Origin of the sequence: Paenarthrobacter sp. AR 02, from assembly GCF_021538675.1 — a bacterium.
Classification (GTDB): Bacteria; Actinomycetota; Actinomycetes; order Actinomycetales; family Micrococcaceae; genus Arthrobacter.
Genome location: NZ_JAJUKH010000002.1, coordinates 181,946 through 203,762 on the forward strand (window position 1 = coordinate 181,946; position 21,817 = coordinate 203,762).

General features: G+C 63.7%; 19 protein-coding genes and 1 riboswitch. Of the genes, 8 read left to right on the forward strand and 11 right to left on the reverse strand.

Going from position 1 to position 21,817, the window contains the following annotated elements:
- Window positions 1-61: 61 nt before the first annotated feature.
- Together iolB and LRQ04_RS07060 are read right to left on the reverse strand one after the other, a co-directional pair.
- Window positions 62-955: a 5-deoxy-glucuronate isomerase gene (gene iolB, locus LRQ04_RS07055; protein WP_235519040.1), complete on the reverse strand. Its 894-nt coding sequence runs from the start codon at window positions 953-955 to the stop codon at window positions 62-64.
- Window positions 956-969: 14 nt separating this feature from the next.
- Window positions 970-1,710, reverse strand: coding sequence for a GntR family transcriptional regulator (locus tag LRQ04_RS07060; protein WP_235519041.1), 741 nt, complete (start codon window positions 1,708-1,710; stop codon window positions 970-972).
- A 307-nt stretch (window positions 1,711-2,017) separates the two neighbouring features.
- Between LRQ04_RS07060 and LRQ04_RS07065 the strand changes: the two genes are divergently transcribed.
- The 3 genes from LRQ04_RS07065 to LRQ04_RS07075 all read left to right on the forward strand — a co-directional run bounded on the left by LRQ04_RS07065 (window position 2,018) and on the right by LRQ04_RS07075 (window position 5,076).
- Entirely contained in the window at window positions 2,018-3,013 is a 996-nt protein-coding gene (locus LRQ04_RS07065) for a substrate-binding domain-containing protein (RefSeq protein WP_211712909.1), read from the forward strand.
- Between the two features lie 65 nt (window positions 3,014-3,078).
- The gene (locus tag LRQ04_RS07070) at window positions 3,079-4,137 is read left to right on the forward strand and encodes an ABC transporter permease (RefSeq protein ID WP_211712910.1); all 1,059 of its coding nucleotides are present in this window, start codon (window positions 3,079-3,081) and stop codon (window positions 4,135-4,137) included.
- Between the two features lie 12 nt (window positions 4,138-4,149).
- Window positions 4,150-5,076, forward strand: coding sequence for an ATP-binding cassette domain-containing protein (locus LRQ04_RS07075; RefSeq protein WP_211712911.1), 927 nt, complete (start codon window positions 4,150-4,152; stop codon window positions 5,074-5,076).
- A gap of 75 nt (window positions 5,077-5,151) precedes the next feature.
- Here LRQ04_RS07075 and LRQ04_RS07080 read toward each other — a convergent pair whose 3' ends face one another.
- Entirely contained in the window at window positions 5,152-6,147 is a 996-nt protein-coding gene (locus LRQ04_RS07080) for a LacI family DNA-binding transcriptional regulator (protein WP_235519042.1), read from the reverse strand.
- 156 nt (window positions 6,148-6,303) lie between these two features.
- On the opposite strand from LRQ04_RS07080, the gene LRQ04_RS07085 reads away from it, so the two are divergent.
- Together LRQ04_RS07085 and LRQ04_RS07090 are read left to right on the forward strand one after the other, a co-directional pair.
- On the forward strand, window positions 6,304-7,491 hold the full coding sequence (locus LRQ04_RS07085) for a Gfo/Idh/MocA family protein (RefSeq protein WP_235519043.1): 1,188 nt from the start codon (window positions 6,304-6,306) through the stop codon (window positions 7,489-7,491).
- Complete coding sequence (locus LRQ04_RS07090) at window positions 7,488-8,507, forward strand: sugar phosphate isomerase/epimerase (protein WP_235519044.1); 1,020 nt, start codon at window positions 7,488-7,490, stop codon at window positions 8,505-8,507. Before LRQ04_RS07085 ends, LRQ04_RS07090 begins: the two co-directional genes overlap by 4 nt.
- 83 nt (window positions 8,508-8,590) lie before the next feature.
- Here the strand turns inward: LRQ04_RS07090 and LRQ04_RS07095 are convergent, their stop codons facing one another.
- Together LRQ04_RS07095 and LRQ04_RS07100 are read right to left on the reverse strand one after the other, a co-directional pair.
- Window positions 8,591-9,613 (reverse strand): Gfo/Idh/MocA family oxidoreductase, encoded by a 1,023-nt coding sequence (locus LRQ04_RS07095; protein ID WP_235519725.1) that lies wholly within the window; start codon window positions 9,611-9,613, stop codon window positions 8,591-8,593.
- A 249-nt stretch (window positions 9,614-9,862) separates the two neighbouring features.
- Entirely contained in the window at window positions 9,863-12,673 is a 2,811-nt protein-coding gene (locus LRQ04_RS07100) for a chitobiase/beta-hexosaminidase C-terminal domain-containing protein (protein WP_235519045.1), read from the reverse strand.
- A gap of 301 nt (window positions 12,674-12,974) precedes the next feature.
- Here LRQ04_RS07100 and LRQ04_RS07105 point away from each other — a divergent pair, with 301 nt between their 5' ends.
- Window positions 12,975-14,111: an LOG family protein gene (locus LRQ04_RS07105; protein WP_235519046.1), complete on the forward strand. Its 1,137-nt coding sequence runs from the start codon at window positions 12,975-12,977 to the stop codon at window positions 14,109-14,111.
- Window positions 14,112-14,120: 9 nt separating this feature from the next.
- On the opposite strand, the gene LRQ04_RS07110 is transcribed toward LRQ04_RS07105, so the two are convergent.
- The 3 genes from LRQ04_RS07110 to LRQ04_RS07120 form a co-directional block, all read right to left on the reverse strand.
- Window positions 14,121-15,056 carry a matrixin family metalloprotease gene (locus tag LRQ04_RS07110; RefSeq protein WP_235519047.1) on the reverse strand — a complete coding sequence of 312 codons (936 nt, stop codon included), beginning with the start codon at window positions 15,054-15,056 and terminating at the stop codon, window positions 14,121-14,123.
- 118 nt (window positions 15,057-15,174) lie between these two features.
- On the reverse strand, window positions 15,175-16,011 hold the full coding sequence (locus tag LRQ04_RS07115) for a matrixin family metalloprotease (RefSeq protein WP_235519048.1): 837 nt from the start codon (window positions 16,009-16,011) through the stop codon (window positions 15,175-15,177).
- A gap of 141 nt (window positions 16,012-16,152) precedes the next feature.
- A complete protein-coding gene (locus tag LRQ04_RS07120) occupies window positions 16,153-17,325 on the reverse strand; it encodes a VIT1/CCC1 transporter family protein (protein ID WP_374198922.1) in 1,173 nt (390 codons plus the stop codon).
- 226 nt (window positions 17,326-17,551) lie between these two features.
- Here LRQ04_RS07120 and LRQ04_RS07125 point away from each other — a divergent pair, with 226 nt between their 5' ends.
- Entirely contained in the window at window positions 17,552-17,743 is a 192-nt protein-coding gene (locus tag LRQ04_RS07125; RefSeq protein WP_235519049.1) for a hypothetical protein, read from the forward strand.
- Here the strand turns inward: LRQ04_RS07125 and LRQ04_RS07130 are convergent.
- Both LRQ04_RS07130 and LRQ04_RS07135 read right to left on the reverse strand, forming a co-directional pair.
- The gene (locus tag LRQ04_RS07130) at window positions 17,740-18,096 is read right to left on the reverse strand and encodes a hypothetical protein (protein ID WP_235519050.1); all 357 of its coding nucleotides are present in this window, start codon (window positions 18,094-18,096) and stop codon (window positions 17,740-17,742) included. The two genes, LRQ04_RS07125 and LRQ04_RS07130, sit on opposite strands and share 4 nt — an antisense overlap.
- 16 nt (window positions 18,097-18,112) lie before the next feature.
- Window positions 18,113-18,232: riboswitch (SAM riboswitch) on the reverse strand.
- 226 nt (window positions 18,233-18,458) lie between these two features.
- A complete protein-coding gene (locus tag LRQ04_RS07135; RefSeq protein WP_235519051.1) occupies window positions 18,459-20,000 on the reverse strand; it encodes a sodium:solute symporter in 1,542 nt (513 codons plus the stop codon).
- A 267-nt stretch (window positions 20,001-20,267) separates the two neighbouring features.
- On the opposite strand from LRQ04_RS07135, the gene LRQ04_RS07140 reads away from it, so the two are divergent.
- Complete coding sequence (locus tag LRQ04_RS07140) at window positions 20,268-20,843, forward strand: helix-turn-helix domain-containing protein (protein WP_235519052.1); 576 nt, start codon at window positions 20,268-20,270, stop codon at window positions 20,841-20,843.
- A gap of 87 nt (window positions 20,844-20,930) precedes the next feature.
- Here the strand turns inward: LRQ04_RS07140 and LRQ04_RS07145 are convergent, their stop codons facing one another.
- Window positions 20,931-21,773: a DUF559 domain-containing protein gene (locus LRQ04_RS07145; RefSeq protein WP_235519053.1), complete on the reverse strand. Its 843-nt coding sequence runs from the start codon at window positions 21,771-21,773 to the stop codon at window positions 20,931-20,933.
- Between the last annotated feature and the right edge of the window lie 44 nt (window positions 21,774-21,817).

Genomic DNA, 21,817 nt, shown 5'->3' on the forward strand with positions numbered 1-21,817 from the left:
AGGCTTCAGAAGCACATAGCGAAGGCCGCCTGGAACATCCAGGCGGCCTTCGCTGTGTGGGTTACGCGCCGAACGGGAGCCGCGGGTCGGTGTCCTGGCCTTCCCACGTTTGGCGGATCCAGCCGTGGTGGGGGTCGTCGCTGATGAGCCAGTCACGTACGCGGCCGGGGCCCGCCATGACGTTCAGGTAATACAGGTCGTAGCCTGGGGCGGCCATGGCCGGTCCGTGCCAACCATACGGGACCAGCACGACGTCGCCGGTGCGCACCTCGGCAGAGACGTCGATGGGACGCTCGTCGGAGGCGTAGACGCGCGCGTAGCCGATCGGATCCGTGTCCTCTGGTGCAGGGGACCCCGGGGCAACGCGGGTCTCAAAGTAGTAGATCTCCTCAAGGCTGGTCTCGCCGTCCTTCTCCTCATCGTGCTTGTGGGGAGGGTAGGAGGACCAGTTACCGGCGGGGGTGATGACCTCGCACACGATGAACCGATCGGCTTCCAGCGCAGCCGGCGTGCCAAAGTTGTGGACCTGGCGTGAGCAGTTCCCTGCTCCGCGGAGCTCCACCGGGGTTTCCTTGGCCGTGATCAGGCGGGTGGGATACCCAGCCTTGGCGGGCGCCGTCGCAATGGCCACCCGGCCGCCGTCGTTCGAGCTGATGCTGACGGCCTTGTCGATCCCCGTGTACAGGACGTCACTTGGCCCGTCGAAAACCGATTGCCGTCCCGCGAGGCTGTACTCGCCGTCGTCGACCGTTACGGTGAAGGATCCGCTCAGCGGCACCACGATGCGCTCCTCCGGAGCGGCGGGAAGCTCGACGGCGGCACCTGCGGCGAGCGTCGCGACCTTCAGTCCCGTGTGGGCCCAGCCGTCTACGGCCAGGGTGGAGTCAGAGGTTCCCAGGGAGATGTCCCATTTACCGTCAGTGGCTGTTCCCAGCGGGTATACCCAGTTGGTCATGTGTGTGTCCTTGTTTAGCGCTGTACGAGTGTCATTTCAAAGCTGTAGGAGTCTGCGCGGTAGACGTGATGGCCGGTTTCCACCATGCGTCCGGTGTCATCCACCGCGGTGCGTTCCATGGTGACCAGCGCCGATCCCACCTCGGCTTCGAGGAGGGGAGCCTGGTAGTCGTTGGCGATCATCGCGCCGATCCGTTGCGAGGCCAGCCGGAAGTTGACCCCGCCGCGGCGCAGGATCGCGTAGAGGCCTTCCTTGGCAAGCTGTGCCTCGTCCATGCTGGTGATGTCGTCGCGGACCCAGTTCTCCATGAGCGCCAGGGGCTTGCCACCTACTTTGCGCAGGCGGGTGAAGTGGTAGACCTTGGAACCGGCCGGCAGTTGCAGGGCGGTCAGCGTTGCCGCGTCGGCTTCGATGTGCGAGAAGCTCAGGACGTCCGTGGTGGGCTTTTTGCCGTTGTTACTGAGGTCGTCATAGAGGCTGGAGAGTTCCAGGGGCCGGCGGACCTGGCTTGAAACCACCTGCGTTCCTACGCCACGCTTCCGGACCAGGAGCCCGGCCCGGACCAGTTCATCCATGGCTTTGCGCATGGTGGGGCGGGATAGGTTCAGCTGTGCCGCGAGGTCGATTTCGTTGTCCAAGCGGCTTCCGGGTTCCAGGATGCCGCTGTGGATGGCGGCCTCGATTCCTTGGACCACCTGATGGTAAAGCGGTACGGGGGACGAACGATCGATGCTGAGACTGAGTTGGTTCGCCACTGGATTCTCCTAGACGCCTGCTGAAGGCCGGCCGGGGGAGCGGGTCTGCGGCTCCTCTGCCGGATGGTAGCGTATGTCCGCTCATGTTCTCTTGATAGGACATACTGCCTTTTTCTGATGATAGCAGCCGCGGTAGGGCCGTCAAGGAAGGGGCGGGTTCGGCCTTCACGACAGCCATATTACGTTAAAACATCCTAATGTCAGGACAAACTATTGACAAAGTGTGAGGTCAGTCACCATGATCTGAGTAGCAGGTGTTCCGGATACGAGTCCTGGAAACCTGAAGCTGACATCAAAGGAGATAACGGTGGCAAAATTCTCATGGCGCAAAGCGGCGGTCGTCGCAGCAGTGGTTCCCCTGGTGGCACTGAGCGCCTGTTCAAGCCAGGGCGGCAAGCCGGCCGATAACGGCGGCGCCGCAGCCGCTGGCCAGGTGGCATCCACTGACCGGATCAAGGTAGCGCTGATTACGCACGCGGCTGCCGGCGACACGTTCTGGGACATCGTCCGCAAGGGTGCCGAGGAAGCATCGGCGAAAGACAACGTTGAACTCCTCTACACCAGCGACCCTGAGGCCGGTCGCCAGGCGCAGCTGGTCCAGCAGGCCATTGACCAGAAGGTGGATGGCATCGCCGTCACCCTGGCGACCCCGGACGCGCTGAAGGATGTCCTCAAGAAGGCCACCGACGCGGGCATCCCGGTGGTCAGCCTCAACGCCGGCGAATCAGTCTCCAAGCAGTTGGGTGCCTTCACCCACTTCGGTTCCAACGAGCAACTTGCCGGCGAAGCAGTCGGCACCAGGCTCGCCTCCGAGGGGTACAAGCACCCCGTCTGCGTGATCCAGCAGCAGGGCCACGTCGGTCTTGAAGCCCGTTGCGCCGGTGTGAAGGCCAAGGTGCCCGCAACCGAAATCCTGTACGTGGACGGCAAGGACATGACTGCGGTCCAGTCCACCGCCACGGCAAAGCTCCAGGCCGCCAAGGACGCCGACGTCATCATCGGCCTCGGCGCTCCGATCACCCTGACCCTGCTGAAGTCCGTCACTGACGCCGGCAGCTCGTCGAAGGTTGCCAGCTTTGACCTCAACGCCGACCTTGCCCAGAAGATCGTGGACGGCGCCGTGATCTTCACGGTGGACCAGCAGCCGTGGCTCCAGGGCTACATGTCCGTTGACTCCCTGTGGCAGGCCAAGCGCGGTGGCTTCAAGATCGGTGGCGGCCAGCCCGTCCTCACCGGCCCAACCATCGTGGACAAGACCAACGCATCCGATGTCCTCAAGTTCGCCCAGCAGGGCGTCCGCTAGATCCAGGAACCAGGCTGCGCGGCGGCTCCCTGCCGCGCAGCCTGACCAACAAGGAGTCCTCCCCTATGGCAAACACAGCAACCCTGCCGCCGGCGCCGGCTACGGCCCCCGGCGATGAACGGATCGGGCGGCGCAGCCCCCTCCAGAAGTTCCTCGCAAGGCCCGAAGTTGGAGCGTTGGTGGGCGCGGTGGTCCTCTTCATTTTCTTCGCGTCCGTTTCGCAGACGTTCACCCAACCCAACGCACTTGCTACCGTGCTCTACGGGTCATCGACCATCGGAATCATGGCGGTAGGCGTGTCCCTGCTGATGATCGGTGGGGAGTTCGACCTCTCCACAGGTGTTGCCGTGATCTCCTCCGCACTCACTGCGTCGCTGTTCAGCTGGAACTTCTCCCTGAACGCCTGGGTCGGCGTGGGGCTGGCCTTGGTGGTCTCCCTGGGCATCGGTTTCATCAACGGCTGGATCCTCGTCAAAACCAAACTGCCCAGCTTCATCGTCACCCTGGCCACATTCCTGATGCTTACCGGCCTCAACCTGGCACTCACCCGCCTCATCGGCGGCAGCGTATCCTCGCCGTCGATCTCCAAGCTGGACGGCTTCGAATCAGCACGTGCGGTCTTCGCGTCCTCCGTCAGCATCGGCGGGGTGGAGGTCAAGATCACGGTCTTCTTCTGGATCGTCCTGGTTGCCGTGGCCTCGTGGATCCTGCTGCGCACCCGGATCGGGAACTGGATCTTCGCCGTAGGCGGCGACGCAAACGCCGCCCGCGCCGTGGGTGTTCCGGTAACAAAGACCAAGATCGGCCTCTTCATGGCCGTGGGCTTCTGCGGCTGGATTCTGGGTATGCACAACCTGTTCGCCTTCGACGCCGTACAGTCCGGCGAAGGAGTGGGCAACGAATTCCTGTACATCATCGCGGCCGTCATCGGTGGCTGCCTCCTGACCGGCGGCTACGGTTCCGCAGTTGGTGGCGCCATTGGCGCTTTCATCTTCGGCATGGCCAACAAGGGCATCGTGTACGCACAATGGAATCCGGACTGGTTCAAGTTCTTCCTGGGCTTGATGCTGCTGCTGGCCACCATCGTCAACCTCATCGTCAAGCGCCGGGCAGAGCTCAAGTAAGGGGCCGGAACAATGAACGCACAACAGATCGATCAGCAAACCCTGCTGAAAGGCGAGAAGGATCCCTTGACACACACACCGGTCCACCTGCTGTCCCTCGATGGAGTGGGCAAGCACTACGGCAACATCATCGCGCTGCGGGATGTCACCATGGCCGTGGACAATGGCCGTGTCACCTGTGTCCTGGGCGACAACGGCGCAGGCAAATCAACCCTGATCAAGATCATCGCCGGCCTGCACCAGCACGACGAAGGCACCCTGCACGTCATGGGGGATGCCCGGAAGTTCAACTCACCCAGGGACGCGCTCGACGCCGGTATTGCCACGGTGTACCAGGACCTGGCGGTCGTTCCGCTGATGCCCATCTGGCGCAACTTCTTCCTCGGCTCTGAGCTGACCAAGGGATTTGGGCCGTTCAAGAGTATGGATGTCCAGAAAATGAAGGAGATCACGCTCAGCGAACTGGCCCAGATGGGCATCGACCTCCGCGATGTGGAGCAGCCCATCGGTCAGCTGTCCGGCGGTGAGCGCCAGTGCGTGGCGATCGCGCGCGCCGTGTACTTCGGGGCCAAGGTCCTGATCCTTGACGAGCCCACTGCGGCACTTGGCGTGAAGCAGTCCGGCGTGGTGCTCCGCTACATCCTGCAGGCCCGCGACCGTGGCCTGGGCGTCATCTTCATCACCCACAACCCGCACCACGCTTTCCCCGTGGGCGACCGGTTCCTGTTGCTCAAGCGGGGCAAGTCGATTGGGTATTACGACAAGAAGGACATCACCCTGGATGAGCTGACGGCCCAGATGGCCGGCGGTGCAGAACTCGCAGAGCTGGCCCACGAGTTGGAGCAGCTCGGTGGCCACTCCGACGCCCTTGAGGAAGTCAAGGCCGAGGTGGCCGGTGTGGAGGAATCCGTTCCGGAAAACGCCACTAAGCGGCACTGACGCGGTAGCTGCTGAAAGTCCTGCCCGGAGCGCATGTTGGCTCCGGGCAGGACTGTTTTAGGCAAGGAGCCAACCCTAGCGAAGCGGCGCCGTGGTGCCCCGCAGGGCCAGGGTTGGCTCAATGAGCTTGCGCTCCGGTGCCAGTGTCGGATCCGCTATGCGGGCCAGTAGCCTGCGGGCGGAGTCCGCCCCAACAATGTCGCTGCGGTTGTCGATGGACGTCAGGTCCAGGAAACGCGACTTGGCCAAGGGGGAGTTGTCGTAGCCGATCACCGAAACGTCGGCAGGTACTGACAGGCCGCGTGCTTTGATGGCTGCGAAGGCGCCCAGGGCCATGGAGTCGTTCGCTGCGAAGATCGCAGTGGTGTCCGGATGGCGCTCCAGGAGCCGGCTTGCTGTCTCGTAGCCGTCTTCCTCCGACGTTCCGGTGGACTCGCTGATGACAGGCTCGACGCCGGCAGCTTCCACGGCGCGACGGTAACCGGCGCGCCGGTGTGCGGAGGCGCCGTCGGACCCTGAGACGTGGCCGATGCGGACGTGGCCCAAACCCAACAGGTGGTTGGCTGCCATGCTTCCGCCGCCGTCGTCATCGTTGGTGATGAGGTCGGCGCCCTTCGGCACGCCTTTGCGCCAGCCGGCCACCACGGTGGGTACCCAGGTCTTGGCGAGCATGGCCTCGCTCGGTTCGGCGGCTATCACCAGCGCATCGACGTGCATGGCAAGCAGACCGTCTGTTGCTTCCTTGATCCGGTTTTCGCCCGGCCTGGAGTCCGCAAGCATCACCTGGTACCCAAGGTTTGAAAGGACTGATTCCATTCCACGGAGCAGGTCAACGAACCAGGGGTTCCGGTAGTCATCGATGACCAGGCCGATGCTTTTCGTGCTGCTGCTTGCCAGGGTGGTGGCGGCACGGCTCGGCCGGTAGCCCAGTTCAGTGATGGCGTCCCGGACGGCATTGCGGCGCTTTTCGCTGATTCTTTCGGGGTCTTTGAGGAACAGCGAAACCAACGACGGCGAAACGCCGGCTTGGGTGGCGACGTCGTAGAGCGTGGGGCGTCGGTTGTTGTTCAACGTATTGGCTGCCTTTCGTGTCCTCCCCCGAGGATAGTCCGTTAAGGATTGACAGGACATATAGACATGGTTACGCTCAAGTCCAGCGTAAAAATTGTAGCGCTACAAAATGCCGGACGATCCTCATGCGACGGCAGAATTTCGAAGGAGAAATCAATGGCTGAAAGCCTCGGCGTAGCCGTTATCGGAGCAGGCATGGCAGGCAAGGCCCACGCTGCCGCATACCGCACGGCATCCGCCCTCTATAGCCCCGTGCTTCCCAACATCCGCCTCGTTTCCATTGGCGACGTCAACGCTGAATTCGGCTCGTTGGCAGCACGCCGCTTCGGATATGAACGGAACGACACGTCATGGCAGGCCATTGCCGAAGCCGATGACATCGACGTCGTGAGCGTGGTGATCGCCAACTCCCTGCACCGCGAGGTGGTTGAAGGCCTGCTCGCCGCCGGGAAGCACGTCCTCTGCGAAAAGCCGCTCAGCGATACCCTCGACGATGCCCGGGCCATGGCTGACGCGGCCCGCGCCGCTGAGGCTGGTGGAGTCCTGGCACGCATCGGCTTCACCTTCCGCCGCACACCCGGCATCGCCTACATCCGCGAACTGATCCAAAATGGAGTGCTCGGAAATGTCCTGCACTTCAGTGGCCGGTACTGGACGGACTATGGTTTCAGCCCTTCGGCTCCCATGAGCTGGCGCTACAAGGGCGGACCCGGCTCCGGTGCGTTGGCCGACGTCGGAAGCCACCTGACGTATGTGTCCGAATTCCTGTGCGGCGACATCAAGTCCATCAGCGGTGGCAGGCTGTCCACTGCGATCGATAAGCGCCCGTTGCCACTGACCGCCGTGATGGGTCACGACCATGTTGCCGTCAGCGACACCTTCGAGGCCGTGGAAAACGACGACTACGCAGCCTTCAACGCCGAGTTCACCAACGGTGCCGGCAGCTTCGAAGTGTCCCGCGTTGCGGCAGGACACGCCAACAGCCTCCAGTTCGAGGTCTTCTGCGAGAACGGCGGAGCCAAGTTCGACCAGCGCCGCCCCAACGAAATCCAGCTCTTCCTCAACGATGGCTCCGGCCTGCAAGGCGGGTACCGCCAAGTGATCCTGGGCCCAGGACACCCCTATATTGCTGGCGGCCTGGCCATGGACGCCCCGGAAGTCGGCTTCGGCCAAAACGATGCCTTCGGATACCAGGCACGGGCCTTCCTCGAAGAGGTCGCGGGCTTGGCCGAAGCGGACTCCCTGCCCCGTTGCGCGACGTTCGACGAAGGTGTCCGCAACATGGAACTCCTCGGCGCGGTCACTGAGTCCGCCCTGGACAACGGAAAGAAGATCACGCTATGAAGCTCGGGGTCTACAACGCGATCCTCCACGACCGTCCGCTTCCTGAAGCGCTCAAAGTCATCGCCGACCTTGGCCTGACTGGCATCGAGATCAACACCGGCGGATTCCTTCCCGCCGTGCATGTCCCCACGTTCGACCAGATCCTGGACAGCGACGCCGCCCGCGACGACTACCTCGGGATCTTTGAGGGCACCGGGGTTTCAATCGCTGGCCTGAATTGCAATGGAAACCCCCTGCATCCCAAGCGGGAAATTGGCGAAAAGCACGCCGAGGACATCCGTCGTTCCATCCGCTTGGCCAACCGGCTGGGCCAGGACCGCGTGGTCACCATGTCCGGGCTGCCCGGGGGAGAGCCCGGCGCCACCACGGTGAACTGGGTGGTCAACGCCTGGAACTCCGCGGCGCTGGATGTCCTGGACTACCAGTGGGGAGTAGCGGCAGCCTTCTGGAAGGAAACGGACCGGCTCGCCGCAGACCATGGCGTCAAGGTGGCGTTGGAGCTGCACCCGCAGAACATTGTTTTTAATACCGCCGACGTCTACAAGCTTGTTGAGCTTACGGGAGCAACCCATGTGGGCGTTGAACTGGACGCATCCCACTTGTTCTGGCAGCAGATGGATCCCGTGGCGGTGGTCCGGGAACTTGGGCCACTGGTCTTCCAGGCGGCAGCCAAGGACGTCCGTGTGAACAAGGACAACGCTGCGCTCTACGGTGTGTTGGACAACAGCTTCCGGCGGCTCTCGGAAGCGGAAAACCGGACCAACCTTGGTGGCGACGAATGGGCCAACGAATGGCCCAAGAACTCTGCCTGGGACTTCGTGGCCCTGGGCCGTGGTCACGACACCGCGTTCTGGACCGAGTTCCTCCGGGCCCTGCACGAGGTCGATCCGAACATGCTGGTCAATATCGAGCACGAGGACGTCTCGCTGGGTCGGATCGAGGGGCTCGAGGTCGCGGCACAGGTGCTTCGCGATGCCGACGCAGCCCTTGAGGCATCGTTCAACGTCCCTGCCTAAGAGTCCCGTGCTGCGTCCGGGGCGGCGGCTACGGCCCCCGCCCCGGACGCGCCGTTCACCGTTCCGTGTGCTGCACGCTGATGCTAGGCCTGGACCTTGACGGGGACGCCGGTCTCCAGGGATAGCTGTGCTGCGTCGGCTACCTTTGACGCAGCCACGGCGTCTTCGGGAGTGCAAGGATTCTTACGTTTGCCGAGCACAACCTCTACGAAGGCCGCCATCTCGGCCCGGTAGGCCTGGTCAAACCGCTCGGCGAACGTGGTGTGCGGAGTGCCATTCGGGAAGGTCACTGCGGGCTCGGCCGACCTCATCGCCATCTGCTGGTCCATTCCCACCAGCACTGATTGCTCGGAGCCTTGAAGTTCCAAGCGGACGTCATGCCCGGCTCCGTTGTAGCGGCTGGCCGAGACGGTACCTACCGTGCCGTCGTCGAACGTCACCAAAGCCAGGGCAGTGTCGACGTCGCCCACCTCACCGATGGCCGGGTCGCCGTTGTTGGAGCCCTTGGCGTAGACTTCCACGATTTCCCTGCCTGTGAGCCATCGGAGGATGTCGAAGTCGTGGACTGAACAGTCGCGGAACAGACCGCCCGATGTTGCAAGGAACTCCACCGGCGGCGGGGTCATGTCGCAGGTGACAGCCCGAAGTGAGTGGATCCAACCAAGCTCCCCGGCATCGTAGGCCCGCTTGGCCTCCAGGTACCCGGCGTCGAAGCGGCGCTGGTGCCCGATCTGGACGATGCCCGACTTCTCGCTGATGTAGTCGAGGACGGGTTGTGACTCCGGAACATTTACGGCCACGGGCTTTTCGCAGAAGACCGGGATGCCTGCGTCCACCCCTGCGCGGATGAGTCCAGGGTGAGTGGCTGTGCCTGTCGCAATGACCAAGCCGTCCACGCCGGAATTGATGAGCTCCTCCACCGATCCCAGGAATTCGGCGCCCACGCTGGCCGCCACTGCGCGGGCATGGTCCTCTGCCACATCCGTCAGTTTCAGGCTCACGTGGATGCCGTCCGGGTTGAGGGTCTCGTTGAGGGCGCTGATGTTCTTGGCATGCATCACGCCGATCCGGCCTACGCCCACGAGGCCGAGGGTTACGTTCTTCATCATTTTCTGTCTCCGTCGGTGCAGCAGAGGGTCATCTCCAGAGAGAGATTCCTGAAGCGAGACTAGAGGTTGTCAGATTGTCCTGTCAAACATATGTGGGGATGCGAGTGAGCGTCTGGCTGAAGGGGTGGGGATGTGAGTGAGCGTCTGGCTGAAGGGGGAGGGATGTGGGAGAGGGTGTGGACATGGCTGACGCGGGCCGAAGAGTCTGGGGGAAAACTCCGACCCGCGCCAGGTTCATGGGGCCGGTCAGGCGATGATCTTCATCGCCTGCCAACCGGTACCGAGGCTGGTGGGCGGAACGTTGATGAACGTTCCACTGCCCGAGCCCGGATACAGCCACAGGGTGTCTCCGATGCGGCCGAGAACGTCATTCTTGGCGTCGCCGTCCAGGTCCCGGGGCCCTGCCATCGATGTTCTGTTGTCCCAGCCCGTGGAGATCTGCTTCCACGGCAACCAATCGCTTGCTCCATCGCCGGGATAGAGCCAGAGTGCGCCGGTATCCGTGCGCCGGGCCAGCACGTCTGCTTTACCATCTCCATTAAAGTCCCCTGTGCTGAAGATTGCATTCATGACATTCCAGCCCTTTCCCACCGTGGTGGGCGTCCTGAGCCCGCCGCTGCCGTTCCCTGCGTAGAGGCGGAGGTCGCCGGTGCTGCGCCGGGCCATGATGTCGGGAATGCCGTCGCCGCTGAAGTCCCCGGGGGAGAACAGTTGGGTCATGGCACTCCAGCCGGTACTGATCTGCGAGCGGGCACCGAAGCCCCCGGCCCCGTCACCCGGGTACAGCCACAGGACATCTCCTGCGCGGGCTACGAGGTCGGACTTGCCGTCCTTATTGAAGTCCCCGGGGGTGATGGCATCAGTAACGGTGGACCAGTCCGAGGCTGGTATGGCAAGCTTCCTGGCCTGCAGGCCGCCAGCGCCGTCCCCCGGGTACAGGTACAGGTTTCCGGTCGCATCGGAGGCCAGGACGTCGGCTTTGCCGTCACCGTCGAAATCATGGGCCGACGGCGGCCCGGCCGCTGGAACGCTGTACGTCTGGGTACCGACGGCGGAGGTGTTGCCGGCGGTGTCCACTCCGATGTATTTGAGCACCAGTGGCGAGTTGCCCATCACGATTGGAGTCGCGTACTTGAAGTTCGTGGCGCTCTCCGTTGCCGTCGGCGTGCTGCCATCGGTGGTGTAGTAGATGGTTGTCCCAGCCTCATTGGCAGACAGCGAAATGGTGGCTCCACTGGCCAACGGACGGCTGGTGGGATTGGCCGTCACTGTGGGAGCCGTGGTGTCTGCCGGGACTGTGTAGGTCTGCGAGGCGACGTCGGAGGCATTGCCGGCAGGGTCGGTAGCGAAGTACTTCAGCGTCATGGGCCCGGTACCCGGGAACGTGATCGGAGCGGAGTACACCAGCCCGGCCGTCACCGGATCCGTGCCGTCCGTGGTGTATTTGATCACCGAATTCGTTTCATTGGCCGTCAAAGTGATCGACGTACCGGCAGCGTACGCACCTCCCGCCGGGTTGGCGGTCACGACTGGTTTGGTGGTGTCCGGTCCCGTGGAGTAGGTCTGCGTGGCCACTGCGGACGCGTTGTTGGAGCTGTCCACTGCGAAGTACTTCAGGGTCAGCGGGCCGTCAATGGTGATGCTTGCCGTGTTCGGGTAGCTCACCTTCGTTGGAGTCGACGTCGTGGGCGTGGACCCATCGGTGGTGTAGTAGATGGTCCCGGGCTCATTGGTTGAGAGGGTGACCTTCTGCCCAATGTCATAGGTTCCGCCTTCAGGTGTGACTGTGACTATGGGGGCGACGGTGTCAGCGGTGATGTACGCCTCGAATTCGGCCAGGCCCACGTTGGTGGTGGAACTGCTGACGGCGGTGATGTTGAACCGCAGGGAGCTTACCGTCCGGGCCGGAAAGTTGACGGTCAGGCCCGAGCCGTTGTTGGGCAGTGCCGGAACCGGGACGGTGCTGCCGTCAGAGAACTGCAGGTTGCCGCCCGTCACCTGGTCGCTGGCTACCGGCCTGTCGAAGAGCGTCACGGCGTTGATGGTGCGTGCCGGGGAGAAGTTGTATTGGATCCAGCTTCCGGCCTTCCCACCGTTGGTTACCCATTCCCGGCTTGCGTCCATGGGGGATCCCCAGGCGTAGCCGTCGCGCGCCTTCTCCGGGCTCTGTGCCGAGGCTTTCTGCGAGGACGCAGACACGGTGGTGCCGGGGGACTTGGCTGCGTTGCCGGTCCACTCGATGGCGGTGATGTACTGCCGTTTGAGCCAATCGCTGTAGGGCGGGGCAGGGCATGGCGTATCGCAGAGGTATTTGTCGAAGTCGGCGAACCGGACAAACGCGTTCACCTTCGCCGTGAGCTCGGCACCGGTCACGTTCTGCGCGTACTCGTCGATGACGTAGGCGTCGTAGGCGGAGGAAGTATGCGGCCCCGTGTACGAGCGGGTTGCCAGCTGGGCGAACTTCGCTGTTGCCCAGTGGTCGCTGTGGTCATAGGGATCGTTGAAGTTCCCGGTCCAATCCTGGGTACGGAAGGTGGTGGGCCGGAAATTCTTGACCAGCGTGTTCAGCGTGGTTTGAAACTGCTCTTTGGTGTAAGTGGCAGAGCCATCCACGGGACGGATGGAGGACAACCGGCCGTCCCACAGTTTAAGGATGCTTTGGCCCCCGTACCGTGAGCTTCCTTTACCGTTGGGAAAGCCGTCAGGGAGCCGCAGGTACACCACGGAAATGGTGGGGGCATCCCTGAGGGTATAGACGCTGATGGCGCGGCCGGGAACGCCGGCGTCGGAGGTCGTCCACGAATTGGCCACCCCCGCCATCATTGCGTACGTTGCCCGGATGCCGTCTTCCAGGCTGTTCCAGTATGCAGGCCCCTCGCCCGCTTCCCCGGCGGTTGTGTAGACGGTCTGGACGCAACGCTTGGCTTGGATATCGCGCATGAAGTCCGGGCTGATAAAGATCAGGTCGTCGTCAGTATGGGCCACGATCTGCATGGCGCCACCGGTACCCGGGCAGGGTGGAACGGCCGCAGAAGCCGGCGCGGTGACGCCAAGCATCAGGCCTGAAACGGCAACGGAAAAAGCGGGAAGCCATGTCAGTAATCGATGGCTTGCGGAAAAAAGTGGGGTCATGACACGGAAACGGGGACGGCGAAAGTGTTTTGGACGGTCCACAACCATGCTCCTTCGAGCAGATGTTGGGCCCCCCAGCCGGCGAACTTTACGACGCCCCCAGAGCGTCATCTGAATGAAGTTATGTACTCGGCCCGCTCTCGAGAGAGCCATGGGCGTCGTAATGCGAGTTACTGTACTCCTTCGGTCCGGGCATGGGTAGGGTTCAGGCCACTACGCTGAAACCATGAATCGCACCGGAGCTTTGAACCCGAGTCCGCGGACACTCGACGTCGAAAGTGTGGTCCACTTCGACCGGCTGGTGGCCGCAGGGGCCGGGTCGATGCACGGTTGGCACGCGCAGTCTTTGGACCTCCGTGGACATTCGCGTGAGCTTAAGGCCCTGGACCCCCAGGGCGCGATCTTCCTTGGCTGCACTTTCGACGACGGCGTGGAAGAGAGCCTCCGACGCCGCGGGGCGCTCATCTTTCCCAAGATGCAGGGAATCCCGTTCGACCCCTACCGGGGGAGCCTCTACTCGGCCGACGAGCTCTACCATGACATTTCCGCCACAGAGTACGAGGCCACCCTGGACGCCAGGATTTACCAGTGGAGCATCCTGCCCGGGCAGCGGAAGAGCCTGGATGCCACCCTTGCTGCCGCCCTGCACGACCATGCGATCGGTGATGCCCTGGACGAACTGTTGGATCAAGGCGCCCTGTCAGACCGCAAACTGGTGGGAGTCATGGGTGGGCATGCCGCCCAGCGCGGGACCCGCGAATTCGCCGACGCTGCCCGGTTGGGACGGCTCCTGGCCAAAGCCGGCTTCGCCGTCGCCACCGGCGGTGGTCCCGGTGCCATGGAAGCGGCCAACATGGGCGCCTACTTGAGCGGACTGCCCGACGCCGATACCGCAGCCGCGCTTGGCACGCTCGCCCTGGTACCCGGGTTCAGGCCATCCGTGACAGCGTGGGCGCGCCAGGCAGCAGCCGTGGTCCAACAGCATCCGCAAGGCACTCCGACGCTAGGCATCCCCACGTGGTTCTACGGACACGAACCTCCCAACCTGTTCGCCACCCACATCGCCAAATACTTCGCCAACGCCGTCCGCGAAGCCATCCTGCTGGAACTGTGCAATGGCGGGATCGTCTTCCTGCCGGGGGCGGCCGGAACTGTGCAGGAGATCTTCCAGGATGCGTGCGAAATCTACTACGGCGCGCCCGAAACCATCACGCCCATGGTGCTGGTGGGACGCGACCACTGGGAGCGGACCTTCCCGGCCTGGCCAATGCTTCAAAGCCTGGCCGCCGGAAAGCCCATGGAAGGCCGGATCTTCCTGGTGGACAGCGTGGAGGAAGCGCTCGCGGTTGTGACCGGGCACTGAGGAAGCTGCTCAGAAGTCCTTGCTGCAGGCGCCTGAGCCAAGTTGGGCCAGCCCGGTAAGGTCGCCGGCTGCGTACTCCCGAACCCAGGATGCTTCGTCGAACATGAGTTGGCGCGGGTCGCTGACGTGGTCCAGTCCCACAAGATGCCCCAGTTCGTGCATGATGACAGCCACGCCTATTTCCTGGCCGTGGGGAGTGTCGATGATGCCGGCGAACTGGGGAGCGTCCAGGGAGAGCGTGCCGGTGACGTAAGCCTTGTAGCCGTTGCTCAGGCCAATGGAGGAGCTTCCGCCGAGGCCCACGGTCTGTCCGGCCAGGCGGGGGACCTGCTCCGGTGTGCTCCACGCGATCAGCACCGGCGCCCAACGGTCTCCGTACCTCGCGGGCTGGTACCCGGACCTGTTGGTGGAAGGAACCTCGGAGCTGGGGCCGTCGTAGATAAATTTCAGTCCAGTAGCGAGGCTCACCTGCCGGATGGCTTCCTCCACCATGGCCTGCCAGGAAGCCGGCGCAAGATCGGAGTTGACCACGTAGTGGATGGGCCGGCAGGGCGAATAGGCCAGCGGGGTCCCGTCCTCTTTGACGGCCAGGAACTTGTACGAGGAGCTGGTCTTCTTCAACGGCGCAGGTTTGCCAAGGGGTGCGTCGGCTTCCTCGAGTCCGGGTGGAGGATCCTGGCGCTGCCCAAAGGGGACCACCCCGGGCCGTGGTGGTTGGCCTTGGACAAGGGGCGAGCCGGTGACGAGTTGTTGGAGTTCGCCGCTGAAGTAGGCGCCTGCGCAGACGAGTCCGAGGATGCCGAAGAAGAACAGGATGGCGGCGATGCTGCTGTGCTTGATGGGCGGCCTGACAGGCGGATCTTCGGGCGGACGCGCAACCACTGGGAGGAAATTGGGCCGGGGAGGATCGTGGTCTGGCCACTTGGACGACCCAAAAGGTTCCATGGAACCCCCTGACGTGGCGGCTGCGACGGGTGGTGGGGCGCCGCCGTCGGCCGTAACCGTCAGCATAAGTCCGGCGACGCCGCGAGTCCATGGCGCGACTGCTGGAAAGCGAAGCTTGTCAGATGTCCTTGCGGCAGGGTGCCGATGCCAGCAGGTGCAAGCCGTTCAGGTCGCCGGCGGCAAGCCCGTCCGGTGCCCCGATTTCCGGGTACATGAGTTGGATGGGATCGTCCACGTGGTCCAAGCCCATGACATGCCCCAGCTCGTGTTGCATGACCGCCAGCACGTAGTCCGCGCCTCCGCTGGACATCAGCTCTGTCACCTGTGGGGTGTCCAGCTCCAAGCTGCCGGTGATGTAGCTTTTGGGGCCGTTGTTGAGGGAGTACATGGTGCTGCCGCCAGTACCGATCACTTTGTCGGCCAGGGCCGGTGCGACCTCCGGCGTCGTCCAGGAAATCAGGAGCGGAGCCCACCGGTCTCCGTATTTGGCGGGTTGGTAGGGTTCGCGGCGCTCAACCGGCAGCTCGTCGGTGGTGCCGTCGTTGACGAACTGGATGCCGGACGCAGCAGAAATGTTCGCGATGGCGGTGGTCAGCAGCGCGTCGGATCCTTCCGGTGCGGTTGCGTTGTTGACGACGTAATGCAGCGGCCGGCAGGGCGAGTACCCTACGGGAGTGCCGTCGTCGTTGGTCGCCAGGAACTTGTAGGAATCGTTGGTGGTTCCGGGCGCCGGCGGTGAGGCCAGCGGGGCGTCTGCTTCCTCAAGCCCCGGCGGCGGTGCGTCAACGGGGCGGGCGGCTTTCCCTTGCCCCTGGCTCCCTTGCTGCGGCGTGCCGGGCACACCCGCCCCGGGAAAGAGCGCTGTAATGCGGGGGTCGCCGTGCAGGTAACCGCTGACCAGGACGGCAATGACGGCCGCGAAGACGGCCAGGAGGACACCGCGGAGAACACGCAAAGCAGTTCCCGTGCGCCGGTGCCTGGGCACACGCATTTCTTCCCGCTCCGGGTCCACGGCTCTCCATTCCTCACGCCCTGGTCACGCGGGGCAGCGCGGAGGACGAACCAACAGTACGGGCTGCGGCCGGAGCCGTCCAACTCAGACGATCGCTGCGCCGAAGAGCAATCCCAGTCCGTACGTGGCGGCTGCCGCGCCCAGGCCGATCGCAAGCTGCCGCAGGCCGCGGCTGAGGGGCGATGTACCGGACAGAAGGCCGACGACGGCGCCGGTCGCCAACAGCGCGATGCCCACCAGGACACCGGCCACCATGAGGGCCGCGACACCGGTCATGCCGAACAGGAACGGCAGGATGGGGATGATGGCGCCCGAGGCGAAGAAGCAGAAGCTGGACAACGCTGCGCCCCAGGCTGAGCCCACGGATTCGTGCTCGTCCTCGGCCGGCTTCTCGGGCTGCAGGGAAAGGCTGGGATCGCAATCGCAGCTGAACAATCCCATGCGTTCGGCGGCCCGGTGCTCGGCCGCTTCCTGGGTCATGCCGCGGGCCAGATACACCAGAACCAGTTCGTTGTGCTCAATGTCCAGGGACGGCGCAGCGGTAAGCGTGGCCTGCGTGGGGAGGGTGGCGTTGAGCAGTTCCCGTTGCGAGCGCACGGAGACGTATTCTCCTGCGCCCATGGAAAGGGCTCCGGCCAGCAAACCCGCCACGCCGCTCATCAACACCACCGGGCTGGGCACTCCGGTGGCGGCCATACCCATGACCAGGGAAAGGTTGCTGACCAGGCCGTCGTTCGCGCCAAAGACTGCGGCGCGGAAGGTGCCGGACAACCTGTTCCGGCCACGGGTTGCGAGCCCGCGGACCACTTCTTCATGGATCTGCTCATCGGCCACCATGGCTGGCGTTGCGGCCGGCTCGGTGCCGTAGGGGGAGCGGCCTTCGGCCCGCTGCGCCAAAGCGAGCACGAACACCGATCCGAAGTTGCGGGCCAGGAAGCCCAGGAACTGGCTGCGGCCGGACGCCGCCTTGGGCATTCCTGCGTGCTCCCCGAGGAGCTTGAGCCAGTGGGCTTCGTGCCTGCCTTCGGCCTCGGCCAAGGCCAGGAGGATCTGGCGTTCTTCGCCGTCCCGGCGTTGGGCGAGTTCCCGGTATACGGCGGCTTCGGCCCGCTCGTCCGCCAGGTACTGACGCCAACGCCTGATGTCCGAGGACGTCGGCGCGGTTTGTGGTGCTTCGGCCTCTTGCGGGGCTTCGGTTTCGTGGATGGGGTCCGGAACGGGGCTCGACGGACCGTGGGATTCCTGGTGCTGTTGCACTTTTTCTCCTGTGCTGGGTGGGGTAGTTGCGGCCCCATTGCACGCCCCACACTACCGGTTATTCTCGGGGATTTTTGGCTGGTATTCCTCAACCGGAATGTTCGGTGCACCGTAATTTCGGCCCCTTGACCGGTCCGTGGGCCGGTGCTCAGATGGAATGACAGGGGCGGGGTCTCCCGCGCAAGGTCATCGGGTCGTTCGCGGCCCAAGGGACGGAGGTTGCATCATGAACACCACCGAATCACACGCCAATTACCCGGAACGGGCAACTGTGGAGTCCGACCCGGCCTACGACTACGCGGAGGACCAGGAAGTGGACGAGCCCTGGGTGGAGGAAGTGGACGCACCGGAGGATGACGAACGGGTGGTCCCGATCGATGAAACGGACGACTTCCGGGAGGAAGACGAAGAGGATTAGGCAGCTTGCTCCGGGAAGGTAAAGTGCCTCGGCAGCCCCATGGGCTTCCCGACGGCGGCAACGGTCACCGTCAGCGTCCCTGACGCAGCGCACCATTGGGTGGGGCGGACGGCCTGCGCAAGCGCCCGGGCGATTAACCGCGGATCGGGGTGCCGGAGCATCACGCTCTTGGCCCCGGTCACTATGGTGACGGTCCCCAGGAAGAGGTCGACGGCGGGGATCACCGAAACCTTGCTGGCTGCGGGTTCGGCAGGGGTGCCGGTTTTTTGCGAGTCGGGTTTCTTCGCGCCGGTAGTTTGGGCGCCGGGTGCCGGCGACGTGGGGGCTTGGCTGCTGTCGGCGTGGTACGGCAAGGTACTTCTCCTTGGGGGAGTGCTCTTGCCCGCTCGGTTGTCTTGGGTCCGGGGCGGGCCGCTTCCTCATCCGAACCACCCGTGAACATGGGGTTGGTGTGTGGCCAGTCGGAGCTTGGCACCACATCTCTTGAAGCTGGCACAACACTACCGCACGCGGCGCTCTCGTTGTGGGGCCCGCTCTCTTTCTGGGGCGCTCTCTCGTTGTGGGGCCTGCTCTGCGGGGTTGGATGGAGATTGAGCCCGCAGAGCAGGCCCCACAACGAGTACTTTCCGGGGGTACAGCAAAACGGCGACGCTGCCCCGTAGGGGGAGCGCCGCCGTCGGGCGTTGCTTTGTATCGTGTGTTCTGCGTGTTCGGGTCAGTAGGCCTTATTGGAGCTGACCGGGTGTGCTTCGACCGGCAGTTCCTCGGAGATCGCACCTGCCACGCGCTTGTCCCAGGCGGCCCGGACTGCGGGGTCGGTGGGCGGCGTCAGGAGCGAGATGACCACGTAAACGAGGAATGAGGCCGCCAGGCCGTAGTAGATGGGTTCGTTCGCGTAGACGCCGTCTTCGCTGGGGATGACTCCCACGGCGAACATGATCAGCAGGGCCAGGGTCAGCACCGAGCCGACTGCCATGGACCATGCAGCCGCGATGCCTGTACCGCGCTTCCACACCAGGCCGCCGAGGATCGCTACCAGGAGTCCGCCTACCAGGATGTCGTAGGCGATGGTGAGGGCCACCACCACGTCCTGCGCGGCCATGGAGATCAGGACCGCCACGATGCCCAGGCCAAGGACCCAGTAACGGTTGGCCTTGACGTCGTGCTCGGGGTTTTCGGTGTCGTCAGTGTTGATGGTCTTGCCGAACCAGCTGGCCACGAACGGGACGACGTCGGCGCGGGCAACCGTTGCGGCGGCGATCAGGGCGCCTGAGGCGGTGGACATCATGGCGGCGACAGCCGCTGCCATGACCAGGCCACCGATGCCCACGGGGAGGATGTGGGTTGCTACCTCTGCGTACACCACGTCCTTGCCGAGGTTTGCGACGTCGATATCCGGCAAGGCAACGCGGGCTGCCAGGCCGATCAAGGCACCTGCGATGCCGTAGAGGATGCAGTAGACACCGGCCGTGGCGCCGCCCCAGCGGGCAACGGTGGGGGTCTTGGCGGTGAAGACGCGCTGCCAGATGTCCTGGCCGATCAGGAGGCCCAGCGTGTAAACAACGAAGTACGTGATGATCGTCTGGGTACCGATGCCGTCGATCTGGAAGAAGCTGTCCTTGAGGCGCCCACGGATGCCGTCCATGCCGCCCGCAGCGTTCATGACGAACGGCAGCATCAGGAAGAAGATGCCCACGGTCTTGATGATGAACTGCACCTGGTCAGCCAGGGTGATGGACCACATGCCGCCAATGGTTGAGTAGACCAGCACGATTGCCCCGCCAACGGCGATTGCCAGCCAGCGTTCCCAATCGAAGAGCACCACGAAGATGGTGGCGTAGGCGCCAGTGGACGTGGCGCACAGCATCAGGGTGTACGCGAGCATCACGATTCCGGATGTCTGCGTGGCCTTGCTGCCGTAGCGGAGGCTGAGCATCTGGGAGACGGTGTAGATCTTCAGGCGCTGGATGGTGCCGGCGAAGAGCAGGCTCAGCAGCAGCACACCGGCGCCGATGGCCACCACGAGCCACATACCGGAAATGCCGAACTTGTAGCCCAGGCCGACGCCGCCGACGGTGGATGCGCCACCGAGGACCACCGCGGCCATGGTGCCTGTGTAGAGGAAGGGGCCAAGGCGGCGGCCTGCCACCAGGAAGTCGCTGTTGTTCTTGGTGCGGGACTTGCCCCACCAGCCGAACGCCAGCATGGCGAGCAGGTACACCACCACGATTGCGATGTTTATAGCCGAAGATTCCATGAACGGTCCTTGGAGCTGATGCACGGAGGTTGGGGATTTCGACGATACTCCTGCGAAGGGTCGAAGTCTCCGTGCTGACGATTGGAGATTGGGGAGGGTGTTGTATGCCTCACAGACAACACTTGTTGCCTCAGAGGATATGTTGTGATGGGAGTAACAGTCAAGATGCTTAAGTCATGCTTCGGCCGTTTCTGGTCCTCCTTTTGCGCGCTCCGGCTACTATTGCTCCAATGACAGGGCCACATGACAGGCCTGAAAGGTTCGTGAATGAAGGCTCTCCCCGTTGAACCAAGCAACGTTCCAGTTGCCATCGGTTCCAGAATCCGCGCAGCCCGGCAGGCGCAACGACTCACCATCGAGCAGGTGGCAGACGCTACCGGTCTGACCAAAGGGTTCCTCAGCCGCGTGGAACGGGACCTGACATCGCCGTCGGTCGCGTCGCTTGTCACCCTGTGCCAGGTTCTGTCCGTTTCCGTGGGGGACTTGTTCGCCGCGCCGGAAACCCACCTGACCAAGCGCGACGACGGCCCCCGCATCTCCCTGGGTGGCCAAGGGATCGTGGAACGCCTGCTGACCGCGCGCTCCGAGCGTCGCCTGCAGATCCTGCAGGCCACCATCGAACCCCGCGGCCGCGGTGAGAACGAACTGTACGCGGTGGATTGCGACGTGGATGTCCTGCATGTGGTCAAGGGCCGGATCAAGCTCATCCTGACCAACGAGGAATACGACCTCGCAGAAGGCGATACCCTTTCCTTCCCTGGCCGGGAGCCTCACACCTGGATCAACCCCACGGACGAAACCGTCGAAGTGCTCTGGGTCCTGGTGCCCGCTGCGAGCCGTTAGTCCGCCTAAAGCGCTCCTTCCCGGTTGCCTCGCTTCCGGGAGCTTCTCGGTGATCCTTTGCCCTGTAATTCCGGGGTTTGATTGGACTTACTTGCTGACCAACCGGGGAGGAGCGTTGCGCCGCCGTTCCAGCACTGCCCTGATTTCCGCTATGACCCGGCCCGGTTCGTACCAGATGGCCTCCGGCGGGTAGCGGAGGACGGAGAATCCCTTAAGGGTGGACGCGTTGTTGCGGAACAGGTCCCGACGCAGAGCTGACCGGTCGGCATGGAAAGCGAAGCCATCGACCTCGACAATGAGCACTCCTTCGATCAGGAAATCCACGCGCCCGATGCCCGGGAGTTGCACTTGGGCGTCGTAGGCAATGCCATGGCTTTTCAGGAGGTGTTGGGTATCGACTTCCACGATGGACTCGGCCCGTAGGTCGAGTTCTTGAAGTATCAGCAGTGATGGGCGGGATTTGTGGGCGCTGAGTTCGCCCCTCAGCAAGGCCAAAGGGACTCCGCGGAGCCGGACAGCTGAAACTGCCATCGCTGCTGCCGCATTGGGTTGGAGGCACCCCAGTGAGTGAATCACCGCATCCTCGACGCTTGCGAGCGGAAGTGCTGGATCGGCGTCGAACCTTAGGGTCCGGTGCCGCACGAAACCTGAGCCGTGGCCGTGATCGCAAGCCAAATGGTGTTGTTCGGGCGGGTGCCTGAGCCACAGGCCGTAATAGCTGGCTGCGCTGGCGCACGTAACTTTGGCGTTGTTCCGGATTGCCATGGCAAATTCCGGCTTGCAACCCTTGAGCATGAAGACGCCGCGCCGAGGCTGCTTGGCTCCCTGTTCTGGCAGCCGGGAAATTTCCGTGCGTGAGTAGCCTGCGGCCAGAAGTTGCTTGGTGCGGGCAACCCCTCCGATTGTCTGTAAGAACTGGATGGCGTCCATCCAGCCAGTCCAGTGGGCTCGAGGGGCATTGGGAATGCGGGAAT